The following is a 22,401-nucleotide window of genomic DNA, read 5'->3' on the forward strand; positions in this document are numbered from 1 at the left end:
GCAGCCTTCCGTGCTAGGAGATCTGTCGTGGGCGCAAGCCGACCAGGATGAGCCGGAGGCCGGCGGCGAACCGAGCTTCCGGGCCCGCGTGACTGTTCCGATCCAGGTAGGCCGCGAGTTGCTCCTCGTCGAGACCCATCCGCCCGGCGGACTCCGACGCCCAGTGCGATCCGTCCAGTCCACTTCGCCGTACGACGGCAAGCCAGGCGGCATCGGCGACAGCCGAGCCGATCAGGTAGTGGAAGATCGCGGAAACCGCGGACACCAGGTGCGTTCCGCGGAAGCCTGCCATACGCAGAATGCTGTGCAGGCGTTCGGTCAGCGCCTGGTAGTTCGGGCCCAGACCGGCATGCGAGGCCAGCAATTCGCACGCCCACGGATGCTCGGACAACGCGCGATAGGTGGCCTGGACGACTGCGGTCACCTGCTCCCGCCAGTCGCCCTCGTCGGGCGTCGGCTCGAGCGCGGCCGCGAAGATCTCGTCGACGACCAGTTCCAGCAGGTCGTTCTTGTTGGCGATGCGCCAGTACAGCGCTGACGTTGCCGCGGTCCCCAGTTCGGCGGCCATCAGCCGCATCGAGAACGTCTCCAGCCCTTCGCGGTCCAGCACTTTGATCGCGGTCGCGACGATGTCGTCGCGGGTCAATGCGGCTCGGGTGGGCGCCGGTTCTTCGCGCAACCACACCGATCCCAGCACGCTCTTCCGATCCGCCTCACGCGCCACCCGGCGGAGCATAGCAATACAGCGTGTCAGATCCTAAAACACTGCTTTAGTAGCGCCCGGCAACTACTCACGGCTGCCCGAGATCAACTCTCGGTCTCGAAATGTAAGGACCCCGGCGCGTCGCGCGCGTTCGGCTTGCGTCGATCGTTGGCCGTCACCACAATGCCGAGGGTTGACGTTTCAGAGGGGGCCGGATCGAAGGCCGGATGAAACGACGCCTTCCGGTCGCTCGACCGGCATCGACAATGGGGAAAGCTTGTGAACAAGTCATCGACGAACGCGTCCCAGGGCGCGAAGAAGTCCCGCGTGGTCGGACTGCTGGGGGGAGCCGGCGCCCTGGCGCTCGCACTCGGCGGCCTGGCGCTCGCGACCGCCCCGTCCGCCTCGGCCAGCGGCGCGATCATCGACGGGAACCCGAACTGCGAGAACGTGATCCCAGGCTCGACCGAGATCAAGTTCGACCCGCCGACCCCGGGCTCCGACACCGCGGACGGCGTCACCGTCACCTGGAGCACGCGGACGCTGGACGGGGACGACCCCGATCACCCTGGTGACCAGTCCGGCGGTGAGGTGGTGGACTTCACGGCCGCTGGCGGCGTCGTGCTCGGAGCCCTGATGAAGGGCGGGCCGGCGGCGAACTTCTACGACTACCAGCCGACCGGGACCACGGCCGGCTCCGGCCTGCACACGCCGGTGAATTCCAACAACGGCAAGTTCTACGGCATCAGCCACGTGACGTTCTGCGTCAAGCAGGTCACGACTACGCCGACCCCGACGCCGAGCGACACCCCGTCGGAGACCCCGAGCGAGACTCCGTCGGAAACTCCGTCTGAGACGCCTTCCGAGACTCCCTCGGAAACTCCGTCCGAGACCCCGAGCGAAACTCCGTCCGAGACTCCCTCTGAGACGCCCAGCGAAACACCGTCGGAAACCCCGAGCGAGACTCCGTCGGAGACGCCGAGCGAGACGCCCTCCGAGACCCCGTCGGAGACTCCCTCCGAGACGCCGAGCGAGACCCCGTCGGAGACGCCCTCGGACACGCCGTCCGAGTCGCCGTCGGCCACTCCGTCCGGGACCCCGTCGGACAGCACCACGACCACGCCGCCCGCGGACGTGCCGACGAACATCGACGCCGGCCTGTCCGGCGGTACGCAGAACACTTCGGCGCTCTCGAGCAGCCAGGGTGTCGGCGGCATCGCGCTGCTGTGCCTCGGCGCGGCACTGCTGATCGCCGGTGGCGCGAAGACACTGCAGCGTCGGGGCCAGCACTCTGCCTGACGCCACGCCGAAACGCCGCCGTCCAGGCCGCGCACGCCCCTCCTGGTGGGCGATCGCGGCCTGGACAGCCGGCGTTGCACTTCTGGTGACCGGCGCCTATCTGCAGTTCAGGCCCAAGGACAGTGAGGAGCCATCGCAGGCCGGTAGCTCGCCGTCCACACGTCCGACCAGCGCCGCCACCGCGCCGAACCAGCCCTCCACGACCGCCCCACCGCCGTCGCAGCCGTCAGGTTCGCCGCAGTCCACCACGCAGTCCATCACGCCGTCCCAGCAGCAGAGCGCCCCGCCGCGTGAGATCCGCAGTACTGCGCGTCCGCAGGCCGGCGACCCGATCAAGCTGTCCGTGCCGCGGCTGGGCATCTCTGCGCGCGTGCTGAGCATCCGCGCGCGCGGCGGAACGCTGGTACCGCCGTCGAATCCCCTCCTCGTCGGCTGGTGGTCCGACGGCGCCAGACCGGGCGCTGCCAAGGGATCCGCGATCATCACCGGCCACACGGTGCACACCGGCGGCGGTGCCTTTGACGACCTCGACCAGTTGAAGGAAGGCGACGCGGTCGCGGTCACCACGCGGCGTGGTGCGATCAGCTACGTGGTCACGTCGGTCACCGTGTACCGCAAGAAGACGCTGGCGAAGCAGGCGACCAAGCTGTTCGACCAGACCGTCCCCGGCCGCCTTGTTCTGGTGACCTGTGAGGACTGGGACGGTACCGGCTACCTCAGCAACGCGGTGGTCGTCGCCGTCCCCAAGCCCTGACGCAGCCGGGCCTACGTCAGGCAGCCGGGCCCACGTCGGGCAGTCAGGCCACGTTGAACGCGTCCGGATCCGGGCCGGTCCGCTCACCGCGGTCCAGCGCGCCGATCGAGGCGAGGTCGTGGTCGGTCAGTGTGAAGTCGAAGACGTCGAGGTTCTCGCGAATGCGGGACGGCGTGACGGACTTCGGGATCACGATGTTGCCGAGCTGCAGATGCCACCGCAGCACGATCTGCGCGGGAGTGCGCTCGTACAGCTTGGCGAGCCCCTCGATCACCGGCTCTGACAACAGTGTCCCGCCCTTCGCCAGCGGGCTCCACGCCTCGGTGCGGATGCCGAAGTCGCGGCCGTAGGCACGTACCGCGTTCTGCTGCAGGTACGGGTGCAGCTCGACCTGGTTGACCGCCGGCGTGATGCCGGACAGCCGGTCCAGGTGGTCGGGCTGGAAGTTGGAGACACCGATCGCCCGCACGCGTGCGTCGGCGTACAGCTTCTCCAGTGCGCGCCAGGTGTCGGCGTACAGGTCACGTGCCGGGGTAGGCCAGTGGATGAGGTACAGGTCCAGGTACTCCAGACCCAGCAGCGACAGACTCTGGTCAAAGGCGCGCAGCGTGGCGTCGTAGCCCTGGTCCGCGTTCCACAGCTTGGTGGTGATGAACAGGTCGCTGCGCTCGATACCGGACGCGGCGATCGCCTGACCGACACCGGCCTCGTTCTGGTACGCCGCCGCGGTGTCGATGCTGCGGTACCCGGCCTCGAGCGCATGCGTCACAGCGGTGGCTGTTTCGTCGTTCGGGACCTGGAAGACGCCGTACCCGAGTTGGGGCATCTCGACGCCGTTGTTGAGCTTCACGGTGGGGATCATCAGTGGCTTCCTTCAAGAACAAGTGCGGGCACCTGCTGGGAGTTGCGGCGGTCCAGCAGGCCGGAAAGGAGTGCGACAAGCAGACCGGTGATCGCCAGCGCCGCGCCGACCCAGTTGGGCGCGGTGTAGCCGAGTCCGTGCTCGATGGTGAGCCCGCCGAGATAGGCGCCCGCTGCGTTGCCCAGGTTGAACGCTGCGATGTTGGCCGCGGACGCCAGCGCCGGAGCGCCCTTCGCCTTGTCCATGACGCGCTTCTGCAGCGGAGCGACCGTGGCGAACCCAGCAGCACCGAAGAGTGCGATCGTCACCGCAGACGGGAGCTTGGCGTGCGCCGTGAACACGAAGACGACCAGCACTGCGGCTAGTAGTGCCAGGATGAGGTACAGGCTCGGCATCAGCGACCGGTCCGCTGCCTTACCTCCCAGCAGGTTGCCCACGACGAGTCCGCCGCCGAAGAGGACCAGTAACCAGGTCACTGCGCCCGCAGAAAAGCCAGCGACCTCCGTCATCATCGGTGCGATGTAGGTGAACGACGCGAACACGCCGGCGAACCCCAGCGCAGTCATGGCGAGTGCTAGCCACACCTGCAGGTTCTTGAACACCGCCAGCTCACCACGCAGCCCCGGGCCCTCGGTGGTGTCCTGCCGCGGCACCAGGAAGAGGATGCCGAGCAGTCCGACCACGCCGAGCGCGGTCACCGCCCAGAACGTCGATCGCCACCCGAACTGCTGACCGAGCGCGGTCCCGCCGGGTACGCCGAGCACGTTGGCCACTGTCAGGCCGGTGAACATCAGGGCGATCGCACTTGCCTGCTTCGCCTTCGGTACGAGCGACGCGGCGACCACGGACCCGACGCCGAAGAACGCACCGTGCGACAGCGCCGCCACGATCCGTCCGGTCATCAGGACGCCGTACGACGGTGCCAGCGCGGAGACCAGGTTGCCGGCGATGAAGACGCCCATCAGTGCGAGCAGCACGGTCTTGCGGGAGACCTTGGAGCCGATCGCGGTGAGCAGCGGGGCGCCGACCACGACGCCCAGCGCGTAGCCGGAGATGAGCAGACCGGCGGACGGGATGCTGACGCCGAAGTCGGTGGCGACCTCGGGCAGCAGCCCCATGATGACGAACTCGGTGGTTCCGATCCCGAACGCACCGATCGCGAGCGCGAGCAAAGCCGCGGGCATGGGTTTCTGTTCTCCTCAAATGTAGTCTTATGACTGTTACCGGCGTGCGCGATAGTTGCATACGCGGGCTATTGCACAAGCGCTATGATTGCGCATGCATGGACAGAGTTCAAGTGGAGGAGCCGTGGGACTACCGGACGACGCCGCTGAGGCGCGGGCGCAAGGCTGGCGAACCCTGGCGGCCCTGCACGCCCGGATCGAGGACGAGCTCGAGCGTGCGCTGCAGAAGAAGCACGGGCTGTCCGTGAGCGAGTACAGCGTGCTCGACGTACTGGCGCGGCAGGACGACTACCACCTGCGGATGAATCAGCTGTCGAACGCGGTGGTGCTCAGCCAGTCCGCCACAACGCGCCTGGTGAACCGGCTGGAGGACCGCAAGCTGCTGCAGCGGTACCTGTGTCCGACGGACCGGCGCGGCATCTACACCGAGGTCACCGAGGCCGGCCGTGAGCTGTTGGCGCAGGCGCAGCCGACGCACGACGCCGTACTGACGTCTGCGCTGACGCAGGCCGCCGAGCTACCTGAGCTGGCGCCACTGGTCGACGCCCTGGGGAAACTCCCGCTGAAGGTGTGACATGGCGCGCCGCTACGACAACCGCAAGCTGTACGTCCTGTTGATGGGCAGCTGCCTGACGCTCATCATCCTGGCCTGGTTCGTCGTTCGGCTCTTCTCCGTCCCGGCGGCGATCGCGATGAGCGCGGTGGCCGCCGTACTGCCTCCTGCTGCCGTTATCGTCGCCAACTGGGGCGAGGACAAGCGCTGACGTTCCGCGTCAGGCGCGCGCGAGCACGTCGATGAAGGCCGCTGCCAGTGGGTCTGGTTCGCCGCGCGTGTACGCCGTGAGCGTCCGCCGTACCGCGGGCTTCGGATGCAGCACGTGACCGTCGAAGTCCTTCGGGACGATGTTGTCGGGCACCAGCGCAGGTCCGAGACCGGCCGACGCGAGAGCCGGCGCGGCCGCAGTCTGCTCGGTCCGTACGGCGATGCGCGGCTCGAAACCGGCCTGCGCGCACGCGTGGTCGAGGACGTCCGCGAGGCCGTGGCCGGGCGCGTAATGGACCCAGGCGCGATCGGCCAGGTCCTGCAGCTTGATCGTGTCGCCGGTCGCGGCGGGATCGTCGGCGGCCACCACGACGACCAGCTCCTCGGTGCCGAGTACGCGGGTCACGCCGGACCAGTTCGCGGGCTCGGGGCCGACGGCGAGATCGGCCTCGCCGGAGTTCATCGCGTCGACGAGCTCGTCGGTATGGCGATGCTCGAACAGGCGGATACCGACGTTCGGACGGGTCCTTCGCCACTCGCGCAATGCCGCGGGCAGGACGCCCAGCGTGATCGAGTACAACGTCGCGATCTGCAGCTCGCCGACTTCGAGCCCGGCGGCCTGCCGAGCGGCGCAGCGGGCGCGTTCGGCGTCGGCTAGGGCAGCGCGGGCGTGCGGCAGCATCGCACGACCCGTCGGCGTCAGGCGGACGCTGCGGGGGAGCCGCTCGAGCAGCGGTCCGCCCGCGGAACGTTCGAGGGTACGGATCTGGTGGGAGAGCGCCGGCTGCGTGACGTGCAGGAGCTCGGCGGCCTTCGTGAACGACCCCTGATCGATCACGGTGACGAGGTACTCGAGCTGCCGCAGGGTTGCCATGACGTCAGTTTATGATCTCGGTGAAAACTATGCGTTGGTGTTATCCGTGCAGGTCAGCGAGGCTGTAGGCATGGGAAACGTTGCATTGGTGGTCGGTGCCCGGGGTGTGATCGGGACGAATCTGGTCGAGCATCTGGCGTCGCTGCCCGAGTGGCGCGTGATCGGGTTGTCGCGGCGCGGCGGTACCGACGTACCTGGGCGGGTGCATCATGTCGCCGTCGATCTGCTGAATCCGGACGACACCCGCGACAGGCTGTCCGGGTTGACCGACGTGACGCATGTCTTCTACGTCGCGTACCAGGATCGTCCGACCTGGGCCGAGCTCGTCGCGCCGAATCTCGCGATGCTGGTCAACGTCGTCGATGCGATCGAGCCGGTCGCGCGCGGGCTGCGGCACGTCAGCCTGATGCAGGGGTACAAGGTGTACGGCGCGCACCTCGGACCGTTCAAGACGCCCGCGCGTGAAGACGATCCGCCGCATCTGCCGCCCGAGTTCAACGTCGACCAGCAGCAGTTCCTCGAGGAGCGGCAGCAGGGCAAGGCATGGACGTGGTCGGCGTTGCGGCCGTCCGTCGTCGGCGGATCGGCGCTCGGCAACCCGATGAACCTCGCGGTCGCGATCGCTGTGTACGCGTCGCTGTCCAAGGAACTCGGTGTACCGCTGCGGTTCCCAGGCAAGCCCGGTGCGTACCACTCGCTGCTGGAGCTGACCGACGCCGGGTTGTTGGCGAAGGCAACGGTCTGGGCGGCGACCGCACCGGCCGCGGCGAACCAGGCGTTCAACATCACGAACGGCGACCTGTTCCGGTGGAACGAGCTGTGGCCCAAGCTCGCGGCGTGGTTCGAGCTCGAGGTCGCGCCGCCGTTGCAGATGTCCTTGCAGGACGTGATGGCCGACAAGGAACCGGTGTGGAAACAGCTCCAGGCGACGCACGGCCTGGCCGCGACCTCCTTCGCCGAGGTGTCGTCGTGGCCGTTCGCCGACTTCGTGTTCGGGTGGGACTACGACTTCTTCGCGGACGCGTCGAAGTCGCGGCGGGCGGGGTTCCACGAGTACGTCGACACCGAGCAGATGTTCTACCGGATCTTCGCCGACCTGCGGCGGCGGCGCGTCATCCCGTGATCCTGCCTCGTCGGTCTGCTGTGGCGGCCCGGTTCGCGGTTTCGACCGGGTTGACCAGGCCGGGGCGGTCGCCGGATGTGGCATGCTCCGGGCTGTGACGGCGATGGGTGCGGGCAAGCTGCTGGGAACGAACCTGCGGGCGCGGCGGGACGAACAAGGCATCTCGCTGTCCGAGCTCGCCCGGCGCTCCGGGATCGCGAAGGGCACGTTGTCGCAGCTCGAGTCGGGCGCGGGCAACCCCACGATCGAGACTGTGTTCAGTTTGTCGAACGCTCTCGGGGTGCCCGTGTCGGCGCTGCTGGCCGAGTCGCCGGCGGCGGACCTGGTCGTCGTCCGGTCCGCGGACGTCGACGTACTGTCGGGTGACGCGATCGACCTGCGGATGCTGCGGCGGCTCGAGCATCCGGGTGGGCTGTTCGAGATCTACAACCAGGAAATCCGGCCGGACGCGGTGCAGCAGTCCGACGGGCATCCGGGGACCGAGCACCACATCGTTCTCGACGGGTCGCTGCGGATCAATGCCCTTGGCCGGACAGTGGAACTCGGGCCGGGCGACTACCTGGCGTTTCGGGCGGCGGGGTCGCATTCGTACGAGGCGGTGGACGGGGTGGTGCGGTCGGTTCTGCTGCTCGAGTACCCCCCGGACGTGTATCCGTCGGCGGCGGGTGGGCCGCACTTGCCCGGGTAGGTTGGGGGGTGTTTCCGGCCCGGCTCCGGCTGGGATCCGGGCTGGGTTCCGGTTCAGGTCCGGATGAGGTCCGGGTGGGTTCCGGTTGGGTGCATTGACCGGTCGGTGGCAGCGCGCGTACGCTCGATATCGTTCATTTTAGCGAACGACTGCCGAGGAGGTCCGTCATGCGCCGGTCCGCGACACCCGATGTGGTGGTGGTCGGCGCGGGCATGGTCGGGGCGGCATGCGCGGAGGCGTTGTCGGCGGCCGGGGTGCGGGTCCTGGTCGTCGATCGGGACGGTCCGGCCGCGGGGACGACGGCGTCCGGTGAGGGCAACGTCCTGGTCTCGGACAAAGAGCCGGGGCCGGAGCTTGAGCTCGCCGTCGCGTCCAGGGCCGAGTGGGAGGTCGTGCGCGAGCGACTGCCCGAGCGGGTCGCCGATGTGGAGTGGGAGGCCAAGGGCGGCGTGGTCGTCGCGACCGGAGATCCGGAGCCGCTTCGGGCGTTCGCAGCCAAGCAGCGCGCGGCCGGAGTGGTCGCGCGGGTGATCTCGCCTGCGGAGGTGTTCGAGCTCGAGCCGCTGCTCACGCCACGGGTGACGGTCGGCGTGCACTACCCGGACGATGCGCAGGTGCAGCCGGTGCTGGCGGCGACTGCTTTGCTGACGGCCGTTCGTGAGCGCGGCGGCGAGGTCAGATCGGGGGTCACCGCGCTCGGAGTGCGTAAATCGCGTGGCCGGGTCGTCGGTCTCGACACATCGGACGGTGACATCGCGTGCGGCGCGGTGCTGAATGCATGCGGTCCGTGGGCCGGCGCGTTCGCAGCAGCGGCCGATGCGCCGATTCAGGTGCTGCCCAGGCGCGGGATGATTCTTGTGACGGCGCCGCTGCCGGAGTGCGTGCGGCACAAGGTGTACGACGCGGACTACGTCGGCGCGGTCGGTAGTGGTGATGCCGAGCTGCAGACGTCGACCGTGGTCGAGTCCACCCGCGCCGGGACGGTGCTGATCGGGTCGAGCCGGGAGCGGATCGGGTTCGACGAGACGGTCCGGGTCCGGGTGCTGCAGGAGCTGGCGCGCAAGGCGGTCGGCCTGTTCCCATTCCTCGGCGACGTCCCGGTGATGCGGACGTACGGCGGCTTCCGCCCGTACGCTCCGGACCATCTCCCGGTCATCGGCGAAGACCCTCGCATCCAAGGCCTGTGGCACGCCACCGGTCACGAAGGCGCCGGCATCGGACTGGCCCCAGCCACCGGTCGCCTCATCACCGAACAGTTCCTGGGCCTCGCGCCCCATCTCGACCCGACACCGTTCCGCATCGACCGCCCATCGGTGATCGCCGCATGACCACCTCAACAGCCCCACGCCCACAACCGGTCTCGCAGTCCTCGCAGTGCTTGCGTACGGCGTCGGCGACGGGTGCTTGCTGCTCGCGGGAGCCTTCGAAGCGGGAGACGTTGTGACCGGATACCTTCGCTCACGCTCCGACGACCCAGCCGAGGTAGGAACACCGCCAACGGTGGAGGTCACCGTCGACGGCCGGCCCGTCACGGCACGCGCCGGCCAGACGGTCGCTGCCGTGCTCCTCGCCAACGGCCGAGACACCTGGCGCACCACGCGTCTCCACAACCGCCCGCGCGGAGTCTTCTGTGGCATCGGCGCCTGCCAGGACTGTCTTGTCACCGTCAACGGCCTCCCCGACATTCGCGCCTGCCAACGCACCATTACCCCCGGCGACACCATCACCACGCAGCCGGGCGCGGTGCTCCCCACGGCGTCCAGCTCAACTGGACTCCCCGCCGCCGCACCGCCGCTGACGTGTGAGGTGGTGGTTGTGGGTGCAGGACCGGCGGGGATCGCCGCGGCTGTCGCGGCTGCGGATGCTGGGGCCGAGGTGCTGGTGGTGGACAGCGGACGGTCGGTCGGAGGGCAGTACAACCGGCAACTCCCGGAGGAGTTCGCCGCGCAGCGGCCCGACCGGCTGCAGCACGAGTGGCGAGCCTTCGTCACCCAGCGAGACCGCCTGCACAACCACCCGCGCATCACCCACCTCCCGGAGACCTCCGTCTGGGCGGTCGAGGGATACCGCCTCTGGGCGCACACCGGCTCCGCGGATGCCAACGGCCGCCGACCGTTCGCGATCGACGCGAAGTCGATCGTGCTCGCCGCGGGCGCGTTCGACCGCGTTCTGCCGTTCCCCGGCTGGGATCTCCCCGGCGTCTACACCGCAGGCGCCGCCCAGGCCCTCGCGAAGGGCCAGCGCATCGCCGTCGGCCGCCGCGTCCTTGTCGCCGGCACGGGTCCGTTCCTGCTCCCGGTCGCCGAGTCACTCCTCGGCGTCGGCGCCGAAGTCGCCGAGCTCCTCGAAGCCAATCAACTGTCCACGGTCCGCAAAGGCTGGGCGATCGATCCATTGGTTGCCTCCAGCAAGCTCCGCGAGGCCGCGGCGTACGGCGTGCTGCTGGCTCGCCACCGCATTCCCCTCCGCCACGGCTGGACCGTCATCGCGGCCCACGGCGCCGACCATGTCGAGGCCGCAACGATCGCCCGCCTGGACCGCGACTGGCGACCGATCCGCGGCACCGAGCGCCGCATCGACGTCGACGCGATCTGCGTGGGCTTCGGCTTCACCGCGAACCTCGAGCTCGCCGTCTCCGCCGGCTGCACCATCTCCACCGGTCCGGACGGCGGCCCAGCGGCGACCGTCGACGCCGACCAGCAAACAAGCACACCAGGCGTCTTCGCAGCCGGCGAACTCACCGGCATCGGCGGCGCCGCCCTGTCCGCAGCCGAAGGCACCCTCGCCGGCATCAACGCTGCCCACTCCGCGCGCGGTACGTCGGTGTCGACCGGCCACGCCTCCGCCCGGACAGCTGTCGAGCGAGGCAGACGGTTCGCCACCGCGCTCGCCCGTGCCTACCCGATCCGCGACGGCTGGAAGAGCTGGAGTGCCGCGGACACCCTGATCTGCCGCTGCGAGGAAGTAACGCGCGGCCAGCTCGAGTCCGCTGCGGACGACCGCGGCCTCGGCAACGGCCGGGCACTGCGTCTGAGCAGTCGCGCCGGGCTCGGAATGTGTCAGGGTCGCGTGTGCTCGCGCACCGTGGCCGCGCTCCTCGCGCAGCCGGGCGAAGTCCCGGACGTCAGCATGAAACGACCGATCGCCGTACCAGTGAGGCTGCGCGATCTGGCGGCGGCCGAGGTCGCGCCATCACCGGAAACCAGGGAGGAATCATGAGCGAGAAATTGGACGGCGTGATCGTCGCGACCGCACTGCCGTATGCCGAGGACGCGTCGGCGCCCGCGGGGCTGCGCCCGGATCTCGACAAGTACGCCGAGCACTGCCGGTGGCTGATCGACAACGGGTGCCGTGGTGTCGGGCCGAACGGTTCGCTCGGTGAGTACTCATCGCTCACCGACGACGAGCGCCGTGCCGTGGCGAAGACTGCGATCGACGCAGTCGGCGACGACGGTGTCGTGGTCGTCGGTGTGCACGGCGTCGGGTCGCACCAGGCCCGCGCCTGGGCGGAGAAGGCCGCCGAGGACGGCGCGGACGGTGTGCTCTGCCTCCCGCCGACCATGTACCGGGCGAACCGCGGCGAGGTGATCGCGCACTTCACCGAGGTCGCCAAGGCCGGCCTGCCGGTGATGGTCTACAACAACCCGCTCGACACCAAGGTCGACCTGACGCCGGACCTGCTCGCCGAGATCGCGCAGATCGACAACATCGTCGCGGTGAAGGAGTTCTCCGGGGACGTCCGCCGGATCCTCGAGATCCGCGAGCTGGCGCCGGACCTGGCCGTGATCGCCGGTGCCGACGACCTCACGCTGGAGGCGCTGCTGATGGGCGCGACCGGCTGGTTCGCCGGCTTCCCGAATGTCTTCCCGGCCGAATCGGTCCGGTTGTTCGAGCTCGGTACGCAAGGCAAGCTGGAGGAGGCGCGGGCGCTGTACGAGCCGCTGGTCGCCGCGTTCCGCTGGGATTCGCGCACCGAGTTCGTCCAGGCGATCAAGTACGGCATGGACTACGTCGGCCGGTACGGCGGTCCGTGCCGGCCGCCGCGCGGACCGCTCGTCCCCGAGCACCTGGCGCAGCTGGAGCAGGACATGAAGAAGGCCGTGGAGTCCTTGGCATGAGGCCTGGGATGCGGGTTGAACAGGAGCTCATGGTGAGGCAGGAGCTGGGGCGCGGATGAGATCAGTACGCACGATCAGCGCCATCGACTCGCACACCGAGGGGATGCCGACCCGCGTCGTCACCGGCGGGGTCGGCGTGGTCCCGGGCGCAACGATGGCGGAGCGCCGCGAGTACTTCATGAAGCACCTGGACGACCTGCGGCTGTTCCTGATGAACGAGCCACGCGGTCACGCCGCGATGAGCGGCGCGATCCTGCAGCCGCCGACCCGCTCGGACGCGGACTGGGGCGTGCTGTACATCGAGGTTTCCGGCTGCCTGCCGATGTGCGGTCACGGGACGATCGGCGTCGCCACGGTGCTGGTCGAGTCCGGCATGGTCGAGGTGACCGAGCCACACACGGTGGTCCGGCTCGACACCCCGGCCGGCCTGGTCGTCGTCGACGTTGCCGTGAGCAACGGTCGCGCCGAGCACGTGACGTTGCGGAACGTCGCGTCGTACTCCCATGCCCTGGACGCCACGGTTGACGTACCGGGACTGGGCAAGGTCACCTACGACCTGGCGTACGGCGGGAACTACTACGCGATCCTGCCGCTCGACCAGCTCGGCATCCCGTTCGACCGCGCGGAGAAGGACCGCATCCTCAAGGCCGGGCTCGACATCATGGACGCCATCAACGCCACCGACCGCCCGGTGCACCCACTCGACCCGGGCATCAACGGGTGCAAGCACGTCCAGTTCACCGCACCGGGTACAGACGGCGCCGACTCGCGCAACGCGATGGCCATCCACCCCGGCTGGTTCGACCGTTCCCCCTGCGGCACCGGTACGTCGGCCCGGATGGCACAACTTCACGCCCGCGGCGAACTCGCGCTCAACACCGACTTCGTCAACGAATCCTTCATCGGCACCCGCTTCACCGGCCGCCTGATCGAGGAAACCACCGTAGGTCCGCACCCCGCCGTCATCCCTACCGTCACCGGCCGAGCCTGGATCACCGGCACCGCCAACTACCTCCTCGACCCCGACGACCCCTTCCCCACCGGCTTCGTCCTCTAACTCCACCCCCTCGCGGAGCCACGCGTAGCCAGCGGCCGGCGCGAAGGGGGCCAGTTCTGGTGCGTGTGCACAAGCAGCGGTGGGGTTGAACAGGTTATTGCCTGTTCAACCCCACCGTTGCCCGGCGTTTGCCCGCGCCAACGAGCGCGCGCACAACCCGCCCCGCGCAGGTACTGCCGCGCGGGAGGACCTTCGCCTGTACACCGCACGCGGCCCGGCGGAGGTGAGCACTTCTCGGGGGTGTGCACAGGCACCGGTGGGGTTGAACAGGTAATGACAGGTGCACCGCCACCGGTTCTTGTTCACACCCCCGACGGGTGGCTCCGATGGTCGCACCGTGCATCAGGCGCGGGTTTGTGACAGCGCGTTCGCGACTGCCGCGCTTCTGCCGCTGCCCGCGCGCGACCTCGGCATGGGACGCGGCGTACGCCGACGCCTGCCGCTGAACCCGCGGGAGCGGCCAGCACCGGGGTAGCCCGACAGGTCATGTCCCAGGAACCCGACAGGTGATGTCGCAGGAACCCGACCGGTCATGTCCCGGGAAATGGTGGGCTTGAACAGGTAATAACGGGTGCACGCCCACCCCTTCCTGTTCACGCCCCCGACAGGTGGCGCTGCGGGGCGGGGGAGTTAGCGGTGGAGTTGGGATTGCCAGTTTTCGGGGACTTTGCCGCCGGGGACCGGTTGGGTTTCGGGGTGCGAGGCGGGTGGGGCGAGGTCGGGGCCGTCGTAGTACTGGGATTCGCCGTAGTGCCAGAACCAGTCCTCGCCCGGTTCGAAGCTGCGGACGATCTGGTGGCCGGTTTCGGCGGCGTGGGCGGATGCGTGCTGGGCGGGGGAGGAGTCGCAGCATCCGACGTGCCCGCACTGTGCGCAGCGCCGGAGGTGGAACCACCATCCGCCGAGCTCCAGGCACTCCGCACATCCGGTGCCGCTGGGAGGAACTGAGGGGTCGATGCCAGGTGTTCCGGAGCTCTCCGTCATACCCCACATCCTCGACCCGCCCACGCCCCACCCACAACACCCGTTCCACCCACGCCCGGTCGCCAACACTCAGCGGTACGGCGATCCGCCCGCATCGGCTCGCTGCCATCTCCAGTCCACCCAGCGACGGGCCGCTGGATGCCAGGTGATCCGGCGGCCTGCGGCATTGGGCCTGCCGACGGCACCAGGTTCACACGGCGGCCGATCGCCCGAGCCCAGACGTGCGGCGTCCTGCGGCGATCGCGGCGTTCGCCTGCTGAAACCACAATTCCACCTGGGGCCGGCGGTGAAGACCCGCTGTGGTGTGGCGGTTACTCCGGCCAGGGGGAGTTCTTGACGACCTCTACGAAGTTGGTGGGGTGGAAGGTGGGGTCGTGGTGCTGGAGGACGTCGGCTTTGACGTTGCCGAAGGTGGTGGCGGGGCGGGCTACGAGGCCTTCGGTGAAGGCGGCGAGGATGCGGGTCTTGAAGTCGGGGCGGGGGTGGGCGGTGGTGACGGCGGTGCGTTCGGTGGCGGTGATCGCGTCGTACCCGATGCCGAGGACGTCGAGTTCGACGCCGCGGGTGACGAGGGCGACTTCGGGGGACATGTGCAGCGGGATCTCCGGAGTGGTGTGCAGGGCGATCGCGGTCCAGACGCGGTCGGCGGCGTCGCCGGTGATGCCGTGGTTGTGCAGGAAACGGCGGGCCTCGTCGGCGCCGTCGAGTTCGAAGCGTTGGTCGGTACGGCGGTAGCGCTCGGTGAGGCCGAGGTCGTGGAACATCGCGCCGATGTAAAGGAGTTCGGCGTCGTAGGTGAGGTCGCGGCCGCGCAGTGCGCCGAAGAGGAAGACGCGGCGGGAGTGGTCGAACAGCAGGGGTGAGGCGGCGTCCCGGACGACTTCGGTGGCTTCCCGGGCGAGGGCGCTGTCGGGGATCCGGATGCCGGCGATGGATTCGGTCATGGCTCCAGCGTCGCGTCGCCGGATACGCTGGCGCCATGTCCAGATTGCCACGTGAACCACAGATTCGGACACAGGTTCGGGCACGGCGGATCGGGTTCGTCGTGTACGACGGTGTGACGCTCCTCGACGTGACCGGCCCACTCGAGGTGCTCCACCAGGCGAACGTGGTAGGCGATGCGCCGCGGTACGAGACCACGCTGGTCAGTGCGGACGGCGGGCAGGTCACCGCGGCGTCCGGACTGGTGTTGGGAGGAACGCGCAGACCCGAGGACATCGCCGAAGTGGACACGGTGATCGTGGCTGGTGCCGATCACCTCGTCGGTGGGGTGCCGGGCGAGGTGCTCTCGGTGACGGCAGCACTCGCGGACCGGGCTGGGTGTGTGGCGTCGGTGTGCAGTGGGGCGTTCGTGCTGGCGGCACTCGGCTTCCTGGACGGGCGGCGAGCGACGACGCATTGGCGGCATGCGGCGGCGTTGGCGCGGCAGTACCCCAAGGTGGACGTCGTACCGGACGCGTTGCATGTCACCGACGGGCGCTACCTGACGTCTGCCGGGATCAGTGCCGGCATCGATCTGACGCTCGCGTTGGTCGAAGCGGATCATGGCGTCGAGACGGCCCGGGCTGTGGCGCGAGAGTTGGTGGTGTTCATGCAGCGGCCGGGTGGTCAGTCGCAGTTCTCGACCGCGATGGCGACTCCGCCGCCGCGGACCGAAACGCTCAAGGCGATCACGGACACCGTCCTGGCCGACCCGGCGGGGGACCACAGCCTGACGAACCTTGCTGCTGCGGCCGCGATGAGCCCGCGGCATCTGACGCGGGTGTTCCACAGTGAGTTCAAGACGACCCCGAGCCGGTGGGTCGAACGCGTGCGGCTGGACCGTGCGCAGCAACTCCTGCTCGACGGGCACAGCATCACGACGACGGCGCGGCTGAGCGGGCTCGGCAGTGACGAGACGTTGCGGCGAGCGTTCGCGCGGCACCTCGGGACGACGCCGACCGAGTACCGCCGGCGCTTCCGGACGACCGCGTAAACCGCCGAGACCGCGTAAACCGCCGAGACCGCGTAAACCGCCGAGACCGCGTAAACCGCCGAGACCGCGTAAACCGCTGGCACTGCATGATCTGCCGCGGCCACGCGATGCGTTGAAACCTGCGTGATCCGGTGAAGAAGAGGACAGAAACCGACCGCTACTGCGGCCAGACTCGAACTATGACGACAGCGCAGCGGATTCCTGGTGGTAAGTCGACGGTCACCCCGTACGTCGTGGTGAAGGGGGCGGATCGCTTTCTCGCGTTTGTGGAGCGGACGTTCGAGGTGACGACGAGTGGACGGTTCCTGAATCAGGACGGGACGGTCGGGCACGCGGAGATCACGGTCGGGGAATCGGTGCTGATGGCGTTCGACGCGGCGCCGGAGTGGCCGGAGACGCCGAGCTTCCTGAGTGTGTACGTCGATGACGTCGAGCGGATCTACCAGCGTGCTCTCGATGCCGGCGCGACGGTGGTGACGGAGCCGATGTCGTCGGGGATCACCGGCGATCGTGGCGGCCGGGTGAAGGACCCGGTGGGCAACATCTGGTGGCTGCAGACACATGTCGAGGATGTCGACGAGGCCACGGCGCGCGAGCGGTTCACGGACCCGAAAGAACTCGAAACCATGCGTATCGCCCAGGAAACATTCGCCCAGGAAATGCGCCGCCGCGTCACCAGTTGACAGTCCGCATCAAAGGCCATAATCAGCAGGCTCGGGCAAACGTCACCGGGTGGTCAGGCGGACTGGTTGGCCGGGGCGGAGCTGGGCGCACGCGTCCAGGTCGGCTTCGGATACGTAGGCGACCACCGGATACCCACCTGTCACGGGGTGGTCGGCAAGGAAGATCACCGGTGTCCCGGACGGGGGGATCTGGATCGCCCCGCGCGCCATCCCCTCGCTGGCCAGTTCTCCGGTGCGAGCCCGTTCCAACGGCGCCCCGTCGAGCCGTACGCCGACGCGGTTGCTGTTGCTGCTCACCACATACCGCTGCGACACGAGCGCCGCCCATCCCGCGTCCGTGAACCAGTCTCGCCGCGGTCCAGGCGTAACTCGCAGTACGACGTCGCCGGCTGGCGGATGCGCGACCGGCGCCAGATCCACGCCAGGCATGGGTAGCACAGCCGACCCGACCGGCAGCGTCTGATCAGCCTCGAGCGGCGCCGGTCCCAACCCGGACAGCAGGTCGGTGGACCGTGACCCGAGTTCCTCAGGTACGTCGATCCCGCCGCGAACGGCCACGTACGTACGAAGACCACTCGCTGGTGCCCCGAGCCGAAGCACCTGCCCCGCGCGCAACGTGGCCGGGGCGTTCAGCGGTACGCCGGTGCACGGCGCCCCGGTGATCGCGACAACCAGATCGGTGTCCGCGTGAATCGCCAGCCCGCCGAACGTCACCTCGATCGCCGCCGCGCCCACCGGATTACCGACCAACCGGTTGGACAGCGCATACGCGGACCGGTCACAAGCACCGGACGAGGGCACGCCGAGGGCCGCCTGACCGATCCGCCCGCGGTCCTGGATCGTTGCCAACGGCCCTGTTTCGAGAACGGTCAGGCTGCTCATCCACGACCCACGTCGACGAACCGGACCCGGCGCCCCGGATGCAGCAGCGTGGACTGCTCGCGTCCGGAGTCGAAGACCTGCACGGAGGTCCGGCCGATCAACTGCCAACCGCCCGGCGACTCGCGCGGGTACACGCCGCTGAACTCACCGGCCAGCCCGACGGCACCCCGCGGCACCTTCGTGCGGGGCGATTCCCGCCGCGGGATGTCCCAGCTGCCGGGCGACGTCAGGTACCCGAAGCCCGGGGCGAATCCGCAGAACGCCACGATCCATTCGTCGCCGGTGTGCCGCGCGACCACCTCGTCCGACGTACAGCCGAGCAGTTCCGCGACGTCCGCCAGGTCCTCGCCGTCGTACCGGACCGGGATCTCGACCAGGTCGGTCGGGACCCGCGAGCCGGCGGCCGGGGACACGGCGCGGAGGGCGCGGGTGAGCTGCTCGAGGCTGCCCGAGGTGGTGATCAGTACGGTCCGCGCAGCCGGGACGACGTCCACGACCTCGGCCGGCGGATCCGCGATCAGGGCCGCGTAGTACCCGAGGACCTCGTCGAGATCGGCGAGCTCGACCAGCAGGGCCCGGTCGCCCGCCGGCAGGATGCGCATCAGTGGCTGAACGGGCGCAGCGTCACGCCCGCTCCCTCCAGCGCGCCCCGCACGTGCCGAGCGATCTGGACAGCGCCCGGGGTGTCGCCGTGTACGCAGATCGAGGAGGCCTCGACGACGAGCGAACCACCCGCTTGGTCCTGGATCGGTTGCCCGGTCGCCATCGCCATGCAGCGCGCGGCGATCTCCTCGGCGTCTCGTAGCACCGAACCGGCCTCGCGCCGCGACACCAGCGTGCCCTCGGGCGTGTATGCCCGGTCCGCGAAGGCCTCATGAACTGCGGTCAGACCGGCTTCGCGGGCAAGCTGCAGCCAGACCGACCCGGGAAGTCCGAGGACCGGAAGCTTCGGGTCGTACTCCGCGACCGCCGCGACCACTGCGCTCGCCTGCTCCACGTGGTGGCCGATGGTGTTGTACAGCGCGCCGTGCGGCTTCACGTACCGGACCCGGTCACCGGCGATCCGCGCGAACGCGTCCAGCGCGCCGAGCTGGTACAGCACCTCGTCGCGCAGTGCGCTCGGCTCGATGTCGACGTGCCGACGGCCGAACCCGGCCTTGTCGTCGTACCCGACGTGTGCGCCGATCGCGACGCCACGCTCGACCGCCTCGGCCGTCACCCGGCGCATGATCGACGGGTCGCCGGCGTGGAACCCGCAGGCCACGTTCGCACTCGTCACGACGTCGAGCAGCGCCAGGTCGTCGCCCATCGACCAGGGGCCGAAGCCTTCACCCATGTCCGCGTTGAGGTCCATGTGCCACCTCCTGGCCCCGAGCGTAGGGATTGTTGAACAATCCTGCAAGACCCTTGTTCCACTTTTCGCCGCCACCTGGGATGATGCACAGATGAGCACGGGTGGGGATGAGACCGGCCGGCAAGCGTGGTTGCGGACCGTCGCTGCCGATGTCGCGCGCCTGGATCGGAGCAGCTCGGCGGAGCGGGCCGCGGACGTCCTGCGACGCAGTATTACCGAAGGTGCGCTGCCGCCCGGCGCCCAGCTGTCCGAGATCGAGCTGACCGAGGTGCTCGAGGTCAGCCGGAACACCCTGCGCGAGGCCTTCCGCCTGCTGACCCACGAAGGGCTGCTGGTCTACAAGTTGCACCGCGGCGTCTTCGTCCCGGAGCTCGACGAGCACGACGTCGTCGATCTGTACCGGCTGCGCCGCGTGCTCGAGGTGGACGTCATCCGCGGCCTGGCCGAGCGCGATCCGGAGCTGCCCGCCGAGCGGCTCGAGCCGCTGCACGACGACGTCGAGGCGGCCGAGGCGGCGGCGAACGCGGACCGCTGGCCTGCCGTCGGTACGGCGAACATGCGCTTCCACCAGCACCTGATCGAGCTCGCGGACAGCGACCGGATGAACGCCATCACCAGCCGCCTGCTCGCCGAGCTGCGGCTGCTGTTCCATGTGATCGCCACACCGCGTGAGCTGCACGAGCCGTACATCGAGCGGAATCGCGGGTTGTTCGAGCTGATCGAGGCCCGCAAATACGAACAGGCTGCCGCCGACTTGCACCAGTACCTGCTCGACTCCGAGGCCGGCCTGCTGACCGCCTTTCGGGACAAGGGCCTTCGCGGATGACCGGCAGCTGCGGATAAGTGCTTGCGCCGCGCCGGGCGTACCTGAGTTGATGGTGGCCATCGACAGTTGCAAAGGGGATCTCAGCTCATGACAGACGACGCCCGGACCGACCAGACGCCGAAGTCCTACCGCCCCATCGACGCGAAAGGGTTCCGGGAGTTCATCGCGCAGGGCTGGGGCCCGGTCGACCGCTCGGTTGCGGTGCCGGCCGGCCTCGCCGAGGCCGCCGCGGCGCACCGGCGCAAGCTGGTCGCCGCGCTGCCCGGTCGCCGGATCGCACTCGGCGCGGGCCGGGCGCCGGTCCGCTCCAACGACACCGACTACCAGTTCCGCGCGGACAGCGACTTCGTCTGGCTGACCGGCTGCCAGGCCGAGGGGGCCGTCCTGGTCATCTCCGCCGACGGCGACGCGACGCTGTACCTGCGCGAGGCGGCCGGGCCGGACGAGGCGGACTTCTTCGCCAACGCCCGCGACGGCGAGCTGTGGATCGGCCCGGTGCCGGGGCTGAAGGATTGGTCCGAGGCACTGCAGATCGCCTGCCGTCCGATCGAGGAATTGCCGGCGGCCGTCCGTGGCGCGGTCCCGTTCATGCTGTCGGTGCCGGGGGTCGAGCCGATGCTGGACGCCCTGGTCCGGACGTCGCCCACCGACGGCAACGCGCTGCGGCAGACCATCGCCGAGCTGCGCCGGATCAAGGACGACTGGGAGCTCGACCAGCTGCGGGAAGCGGTCGCGGCGAGCGTGCTCGCATTCGGCGACGTGGCGCGGGAGCTGCCCGAGGCGATCCGCGGTGGCGGCGAACGCTGGCTGCAGGGCACCTTCGACCGGCGCGCACGGACGGCGGGCAACGGTGTCGGCTACGCGTCGATCGTTGCGGCCGGCAAGCACGCGCCGGTGCTGCACTGGGTCCGCAACGACGGCCCGGTCAACGAGGGTGACGTGATCCTGCTGGACGCCGGCGTGGAGACCCGCACGCTCTACACCGCGGACGTCACCCGGACCTTCCCGGCCACCGGTGAGTACACGGCGGCGCAGCGCCAGGTGCACGACCTGGTGCACAAGGCGCAGCTGGCGTCCCTCGACGCGGTCCGGGTCGGAGCGCCGTACCGCGCCTTCCAGTACGAGGCGCTGCGGGTCCTGGCCGAAGGGCTGCGCGACTGGGGTCTGCTGGACGTCTCGCTCGACGAGCTGCTCGGGCCCGACGGGCAGCAGCACCGCCGGTACATCGTCTGCGGGACCGGTCACTACATCGGTCTCGACGTGCACGACTGCGACGCGTCGCGCCCGGAGGCGTACTTCGCCGGCACCATCGAGGCCGGGATGGCGCTCGCGGTCGAGCCGGGGCTCTACTTCCACCCGCACGACGAGACCGTCCCGCCTGAGTTGCGCGGGATCGGCATCCGGATCGAGGACAACGTGGTGGTCCACTCCGACCGGCTGGAGATCCTCACCGAGGACCTGCCGATCACCACCGACGGTCTCGAGCAGTGGACCCGATCGCACCTCGAGGCCCGCTGAAATCCAGGTAATCAAAATTACCGGTCACGAACAGTAACGTTCTCCGGCCCGGCGCGATGTAGTAGTCGGGGGAGGGCCGAGCTCGGCCGGGCGCGTGGGAGTGGGGGGCCTCGACCATGCGCCGGCCGGGTCGGCCCTGAACTGGGGCCGAGGGGGACCCAGGATTCTGGGCACGGGGAGTAGTCATCATGAACCTGCGAGTGCGAGTAGTGAACTGCGGCCGCCAGCACTGGTACGCCGACATCGACGACGCCGACGATCCGCAGCCGGACGACCCGTTCTGGTACGTCGACAACTGCCGGACCCAGGCGCAGGCCCTGGAGAGCGCCTGCGCCGAGCTCCGGCTGATGCGGAACCGCCTGGTCCGCGGCGACCACCTGGACCGCGTCCTCGAAGTGACCGGCGTCCCGGTCTGATCCACGAGCCGGTCCGACGTACTAGGCTGCCGGCGGTACGGCGGGGCAGTTGCTGCCGCGCCTCGCTACGTCACGCGCAATCAGGTAGTTGTCGATCGTGCGCTGCATGCACGGGCTCTTCCCGTAGCTCCCGTGTCCCCAGCCTTGGTACGTGAGCAGTACGCCGTACCGTCCGAGCTGCCGCTCCACGCTGCGGGCCCAGGTGTAGCCGGTGGCCGGGTCGGCGACGCCGAGCAGTACGGCGCCGGTGAAGACGGCAGCCGCGGAGCGTGGAGTGCGTCGAAGAAGCGTCATACCGCCGATCCTTCGGTAATCGTTTGCTGCGCCGCATCGGGGAA

At 69.3% G+C, this 22,401-nt stretch carries 25 protein-coding genes; 15 read left to right on the forward strand and 10 right to left on the reverse strand.

Features of this window, described 5'->3' with window-relative positions:
* Positions 1-13: 13 nt before the first annotated feature.
* Complete coding sequence (locus AB0B82_RS02515; RefSeq protein WP_360161646.1) at positions 14-724, reverse strand: TetR/AcrR family transcriptional regulator C-terminal domain-containing protein; 711 nt, start codon at positions 722-724, stop codon at positions 14-16.
* A gap of 258 nt (positions 725-982) precedes the next feature.
* On the opposite strand from AB0B82_RS02515, the gene AB0B82_RS02520 reads away from it, so the two are divergent.
* Positions 983-2,002: a hypothetical protein gene (locus tag AB0B82_RS02520; protein ID WP_360161648.1), complete on the forward strand. Its 1,020-nt coding sequence runs from the start codon at positions 983-985 to the stop codon at positions 2,000-2,002.
* A gap of 85 nt (positions 2,003-2,087) precedes the next feature.
* A complete protein-coding gene (locus AB0B82_RS02525; protein ID WP_360161650.1) occupies positions 2,088-2,756 on the forward strand; it encodes a sortase in 669 nt (222 codons plus the stop codon).
* Positions 2,757-2,799: 43 nt separating this feature from the next.
* Here the strand turns inward: AB0B82_RS02525 and AB0B82_RS02530 are convergent, their stop codons facing one another.
* Together AB0B82_RS02530 and AB0B82_RS02535 are read right to left on the reverse strand one after the other, a co-directional pair.
* A complete protein-coding gene (locus AB0B82_RS02530) occupies positions 2,800-3,618 on the reverse strand; it encodes an aldo/keto reductase (RefSeq protein ID WP_360161652.1) in 819 nt (272 codons plus the stop codon).
* Positions 3,618-4,802: an MFS transporter gene (locus tag AB0B82_RS02535; RefSeq protein ID WP_360161654.1), complete on the reverse strand. Its 1,185-nt coding sequence runs from the start codon at positions 4,800-4,802 to the stop codon at positions 3,618-3,620. Before AB0B82_RS02535 ends, AB0B82_RS02530 begins: the two co-directional genes overlap by 1 nt.
* Before the next feature lie 124 nt (positions 4,803-4,926).
* Between AB0B82_RS02535 and AB0B82_RS02540 the strand changes: the two genes are divergently transcribed.
* Positions 4,927-5,376, forward strand: coding sequence for a MarR family transcriptional regulator (locus tag AB0B82_RS02540; protein ID WP_360161656.1), 450 nt, complete (start codon positions 4,927-4,929; stop codon positions 5,374-5,376).
* 1 nt (position 5,377) lies between these two features.
* Positions 5,378-5,566: a DUF3099 domain-containing protein gene (locus tag AB0B82_RS02545; protein WP_360161658.1), complete on the forward strand. Its 189-nt coding sequence runs from the start codon at positions 5,378-5,380 to the stop codon at positions 5,564-5,566.
* A gap of 9 nt (positions 5,567-5,575) precedes the next feature.
* Here the strand turns inward: AB0B82_RS02545 and AB0B82_RS02550 are convergent, their stop codons facing one another.
* Entirely contained in the window at positions 5,576-6,439 is an 864-nt protein-coding gene (locus tag AB0B82_RS02550) for a LysR family transcriptional regulator (RefSeq protein ID WP_360161660.1), read from the reverse strand.
* A 70-nt stretch (positions 6,440-6,509) separates the two neighbouring features.
* Between AB0B82_RS02550 and AB0B82_RS02555 the strand changes: the two genes are divergently transcribed.
* The 6 genes from AB0B82_RS02555 to AB0B82_RS02580 all read left to right on the forward strand — a co-directional run bounded on the left by AB0B82_RS02555 (position 6,510) and on the right by AB0B82_RS02580 (position 13,425).
* A complete protein-coding gene (locus AB0B82_RS02555; RefSeq protein WP_360161662.1) occupies positions 6,510-7,562 on the forward strand; it encodes an SDR family oxidoreductase in 1,053 nt (350 codons plus the stop codon).
* Positions 7,563-7,644: 82 nt separating this feature from the next.
* Positions 7,645-8,250, forward strand: a complete 606-nt coding sequence (locus tag AB0B82_RS02560) for an XRE family transcriptional regulator (protein WP_360161664.1) — start codon at positions 7,645-7,647, stop codon at positions 8,248-8,250.
* 167 nt (positions 8,251-8,417) lie between these two features.
* A complete protein-coding gene (locus tag AB0B82_RS02565) occupies positions 8,418-9,578 on the forward strand; it encodes an FAD-dependent oxidoreductase (protein ID WP_360161666.1) in 1,161 nt (386 codons plus the stop codon).
* A 172-nt stretch (positions 9,579-9,750) separates the two neighbouring features.
* Positions 9,751-11,469: a 2Fe-2S iron-sulfur cluster-binding protein gene (locus AB0B82_RS02570; protein WP_360161668.1), complete on the forward strand. Its 1,719-nt coding sequence runs from the start codon at positions 9,751-9,753 to the stop codon at positions 11,467-11,469.
* Positions 11,466-12,368 (forward strand): dihydrodipicolinate synthase family protein, encoded by a 903-nt coding sequence (locus AB0B82_RS02575; protein WP_360161670.1) that lies wholly within the window; start codon positions 11,466-11,468, stop codon positions 12,366-12,368. Before AB0B82_RS02570 ends, AB0B82_RS02575 begins: the two co-directional genes overlap by 4 nt.
* Before the next feature lie 55 nt (positions 12,369-12,423).
* Entirely contained in the window at positions 12,424-13,425 is a 1,002-nt protein-coding gene (locus AB0B82_RS02580; RefSeq protein ID WP_360161672.1) for a proline racemase family protein, read from the forward strand.
* A gap of 630 nt (positions 13,426-14,055) precedes the next feature.
* Here the strand turns inward: AB0B82_RS02580 and AB0B82_RS02585 are convergent.
* Entirely contained in the window at positions 14,056-14,409 is a 354-nt protein-coding gene (locus AB0B82_RS02585; protein ID WP_360161674.1) for a UBP-type zinc finger domain-containing protein, read from the reverse strand.
* Between the two features lie 311 nt (positions 14,410-14,720).
* Positions 14,721-15,353 carry an HD domain-containing protein gene (locus AB0B82_RS02590; protein WP_360161676.1) on the reverse strand — a complete coding sequence of 211 codons (633 nt, stop codon included), beginning with the start codon at positions 15,351-15,353 and terminating at the stop codon, positions 14,721-14,723.
* Positions 15,354-15,388: 35 nt separating this feature from the next.
* On the opposite strand from AB0B82_RS02590, the gene AB0B82_RS02595 reads away from it, so the two are divergent.
* Positions 15,389-16,384 carry a GlxA family transcriptional regulator gene (locus AB0B82_RS02595; RefSeq protein ID WP_360161678.1) on the forward strand — a complete coding sequence of 332 codons (996 nt, stop codon included), beginning with the start codon at positions 15,389-15,391 and terminating at the stop codon, positions 16,382-16,384.
* A gap of 179 nt (positions 16,385-16,563) precedes the next feature.
* Positions 16,564-17,067: a VOC family protein gene (locus tag AB0B82_RS02600; protein ID WP_360161680.1), complete on the forward strand. Its 504-nt coding sequence runs from the start codon at positions 16,564-16,566 to the stop codon at positions 17,065-17,067.
* 42 nt (positions 17,068-17,109) lie between these two features.
* Here AB0B82_RS02600 and AB0B82_RS02605 read toward each other — a convergent pair whose 3' ends face one another.
* Genes AB0B82_RS02605 through AB0B82_RS02615 form a run of 3 tightly spaced genes read right to left on the reverse strand, consistent with a single transcriptional unit; the run spans position 17,110 to position 19,303 of the window.
* Complete coding sequence (locus tag AB0B82_RS02605; RefSeq protein ID WP_360161682.1) at positions 17,110-17,949, reverse strand: biotin-dependent carboxyltransferase family protein; 840 nt, start codon at positions 17,947-17,949, stop codon at positions 17,110-17,112.
* Entirely contained in the window at positions 17,946-18,551 is a 606-nt protein-coding gene (locus AB0B82_RS02610) for an allophanate hydrolase subunit 1 (RefSeq protein WP_360161684.1), read from the reverse strand. The genes AB0B82_RS02605 and AB0B82_RS02610 overlap by 4 nt, the downstream gene beginning before the upstream one ends.
* The gene (locus AB0B82_RS02615) at positions 18,551-19,303 is read right to left on the reverse strand and encodes a 5-oxoprolinase subunit PxpA (protein WP_360161686.1); all 753 of its coding nucleotides are present in this window, start codon (positions 19,301-19,303) and stop codon (positions 18,551-18,553) included. Before AB0B82_RS02615 ends, AB0B82_RS02610 begins: the two co-directional genes overlap by 1 nt.
* Before the next feature lie 91 nt (positions 19,304-19,394).
* Here AB0B82_RS02615 and AB0B82_RS02620 point away from each other — a divergent pair, with 91 nt between their 5' ends.
* The 3 genes from AB0B82_RS02620 to AB0B82_RS02630 all read left to right on the forward strand — a co-directional run bounded on the left by AB0B82_RS02620 (position 19,395) and on the right by AB0B82_RS02630 (position 22,063).
* Entirely contained in the window at positions 19,395-20,129 is a 735-nt protein-coding gene (locus tag AB0B82_RS02620) for a GntR family transcriptional regulator (RefSeq protein ID WP_360161688.1), read from the forward strand.
* An 87-nt stretch (positions 20,130-20,216) separates the two neighbouring features.
* Positions 20,217-21,647, forward strand: a complete 1,431-nt coding sequence (locus AB0B82_RS02625; protein ID WP_360161690.1) for an aminopeptidase P family protein — start codon at positions 20,217-20,219, stop codon at positions 21,645-21,647.
* 188 nt (positions 21,648-21,835) lie between these two features.
* Complete coding sequence (locus tag AB0B82_RS02630; protein WP_360161692.1) at positions 21,836-22,063, forward strand: hypothetical protein; 228 nt, start codon at positions 21,836-21,838, stop codon at positions 22,061-22,063.
* 21 nt (positions 22,064-22,084) lie between these two features.
* On the opposite strand, the gene AB0B82_RS02635 is transcribed toward AB0B82_RS02630, so the two are convergent.
* Positions 22,085-22,357 (reverse strand): alpha/beta hydrolase, encoded by a 273-nt coding sequence (locus AB0B82_RS02635; protein WP_360161694.1) that lies wholly within the window; start codon positions 22,355-22,357, stop codon positions 22,085-22,087.
* Between the last annotated feature and the right edge of the window lie 44 nt (positions 22,358-22,401).

The sequence above is a fragment of the Kribbella sp. NPDC048915 genome (genome assembly GCF_040649595.1).
In the GTDB taxonomy this organism is placed as follows: domain Bacteria; phylum Actinomycetota; class Actinomycetes; order Propionibacteriales; family Kribbellaceae; genus Kribbella.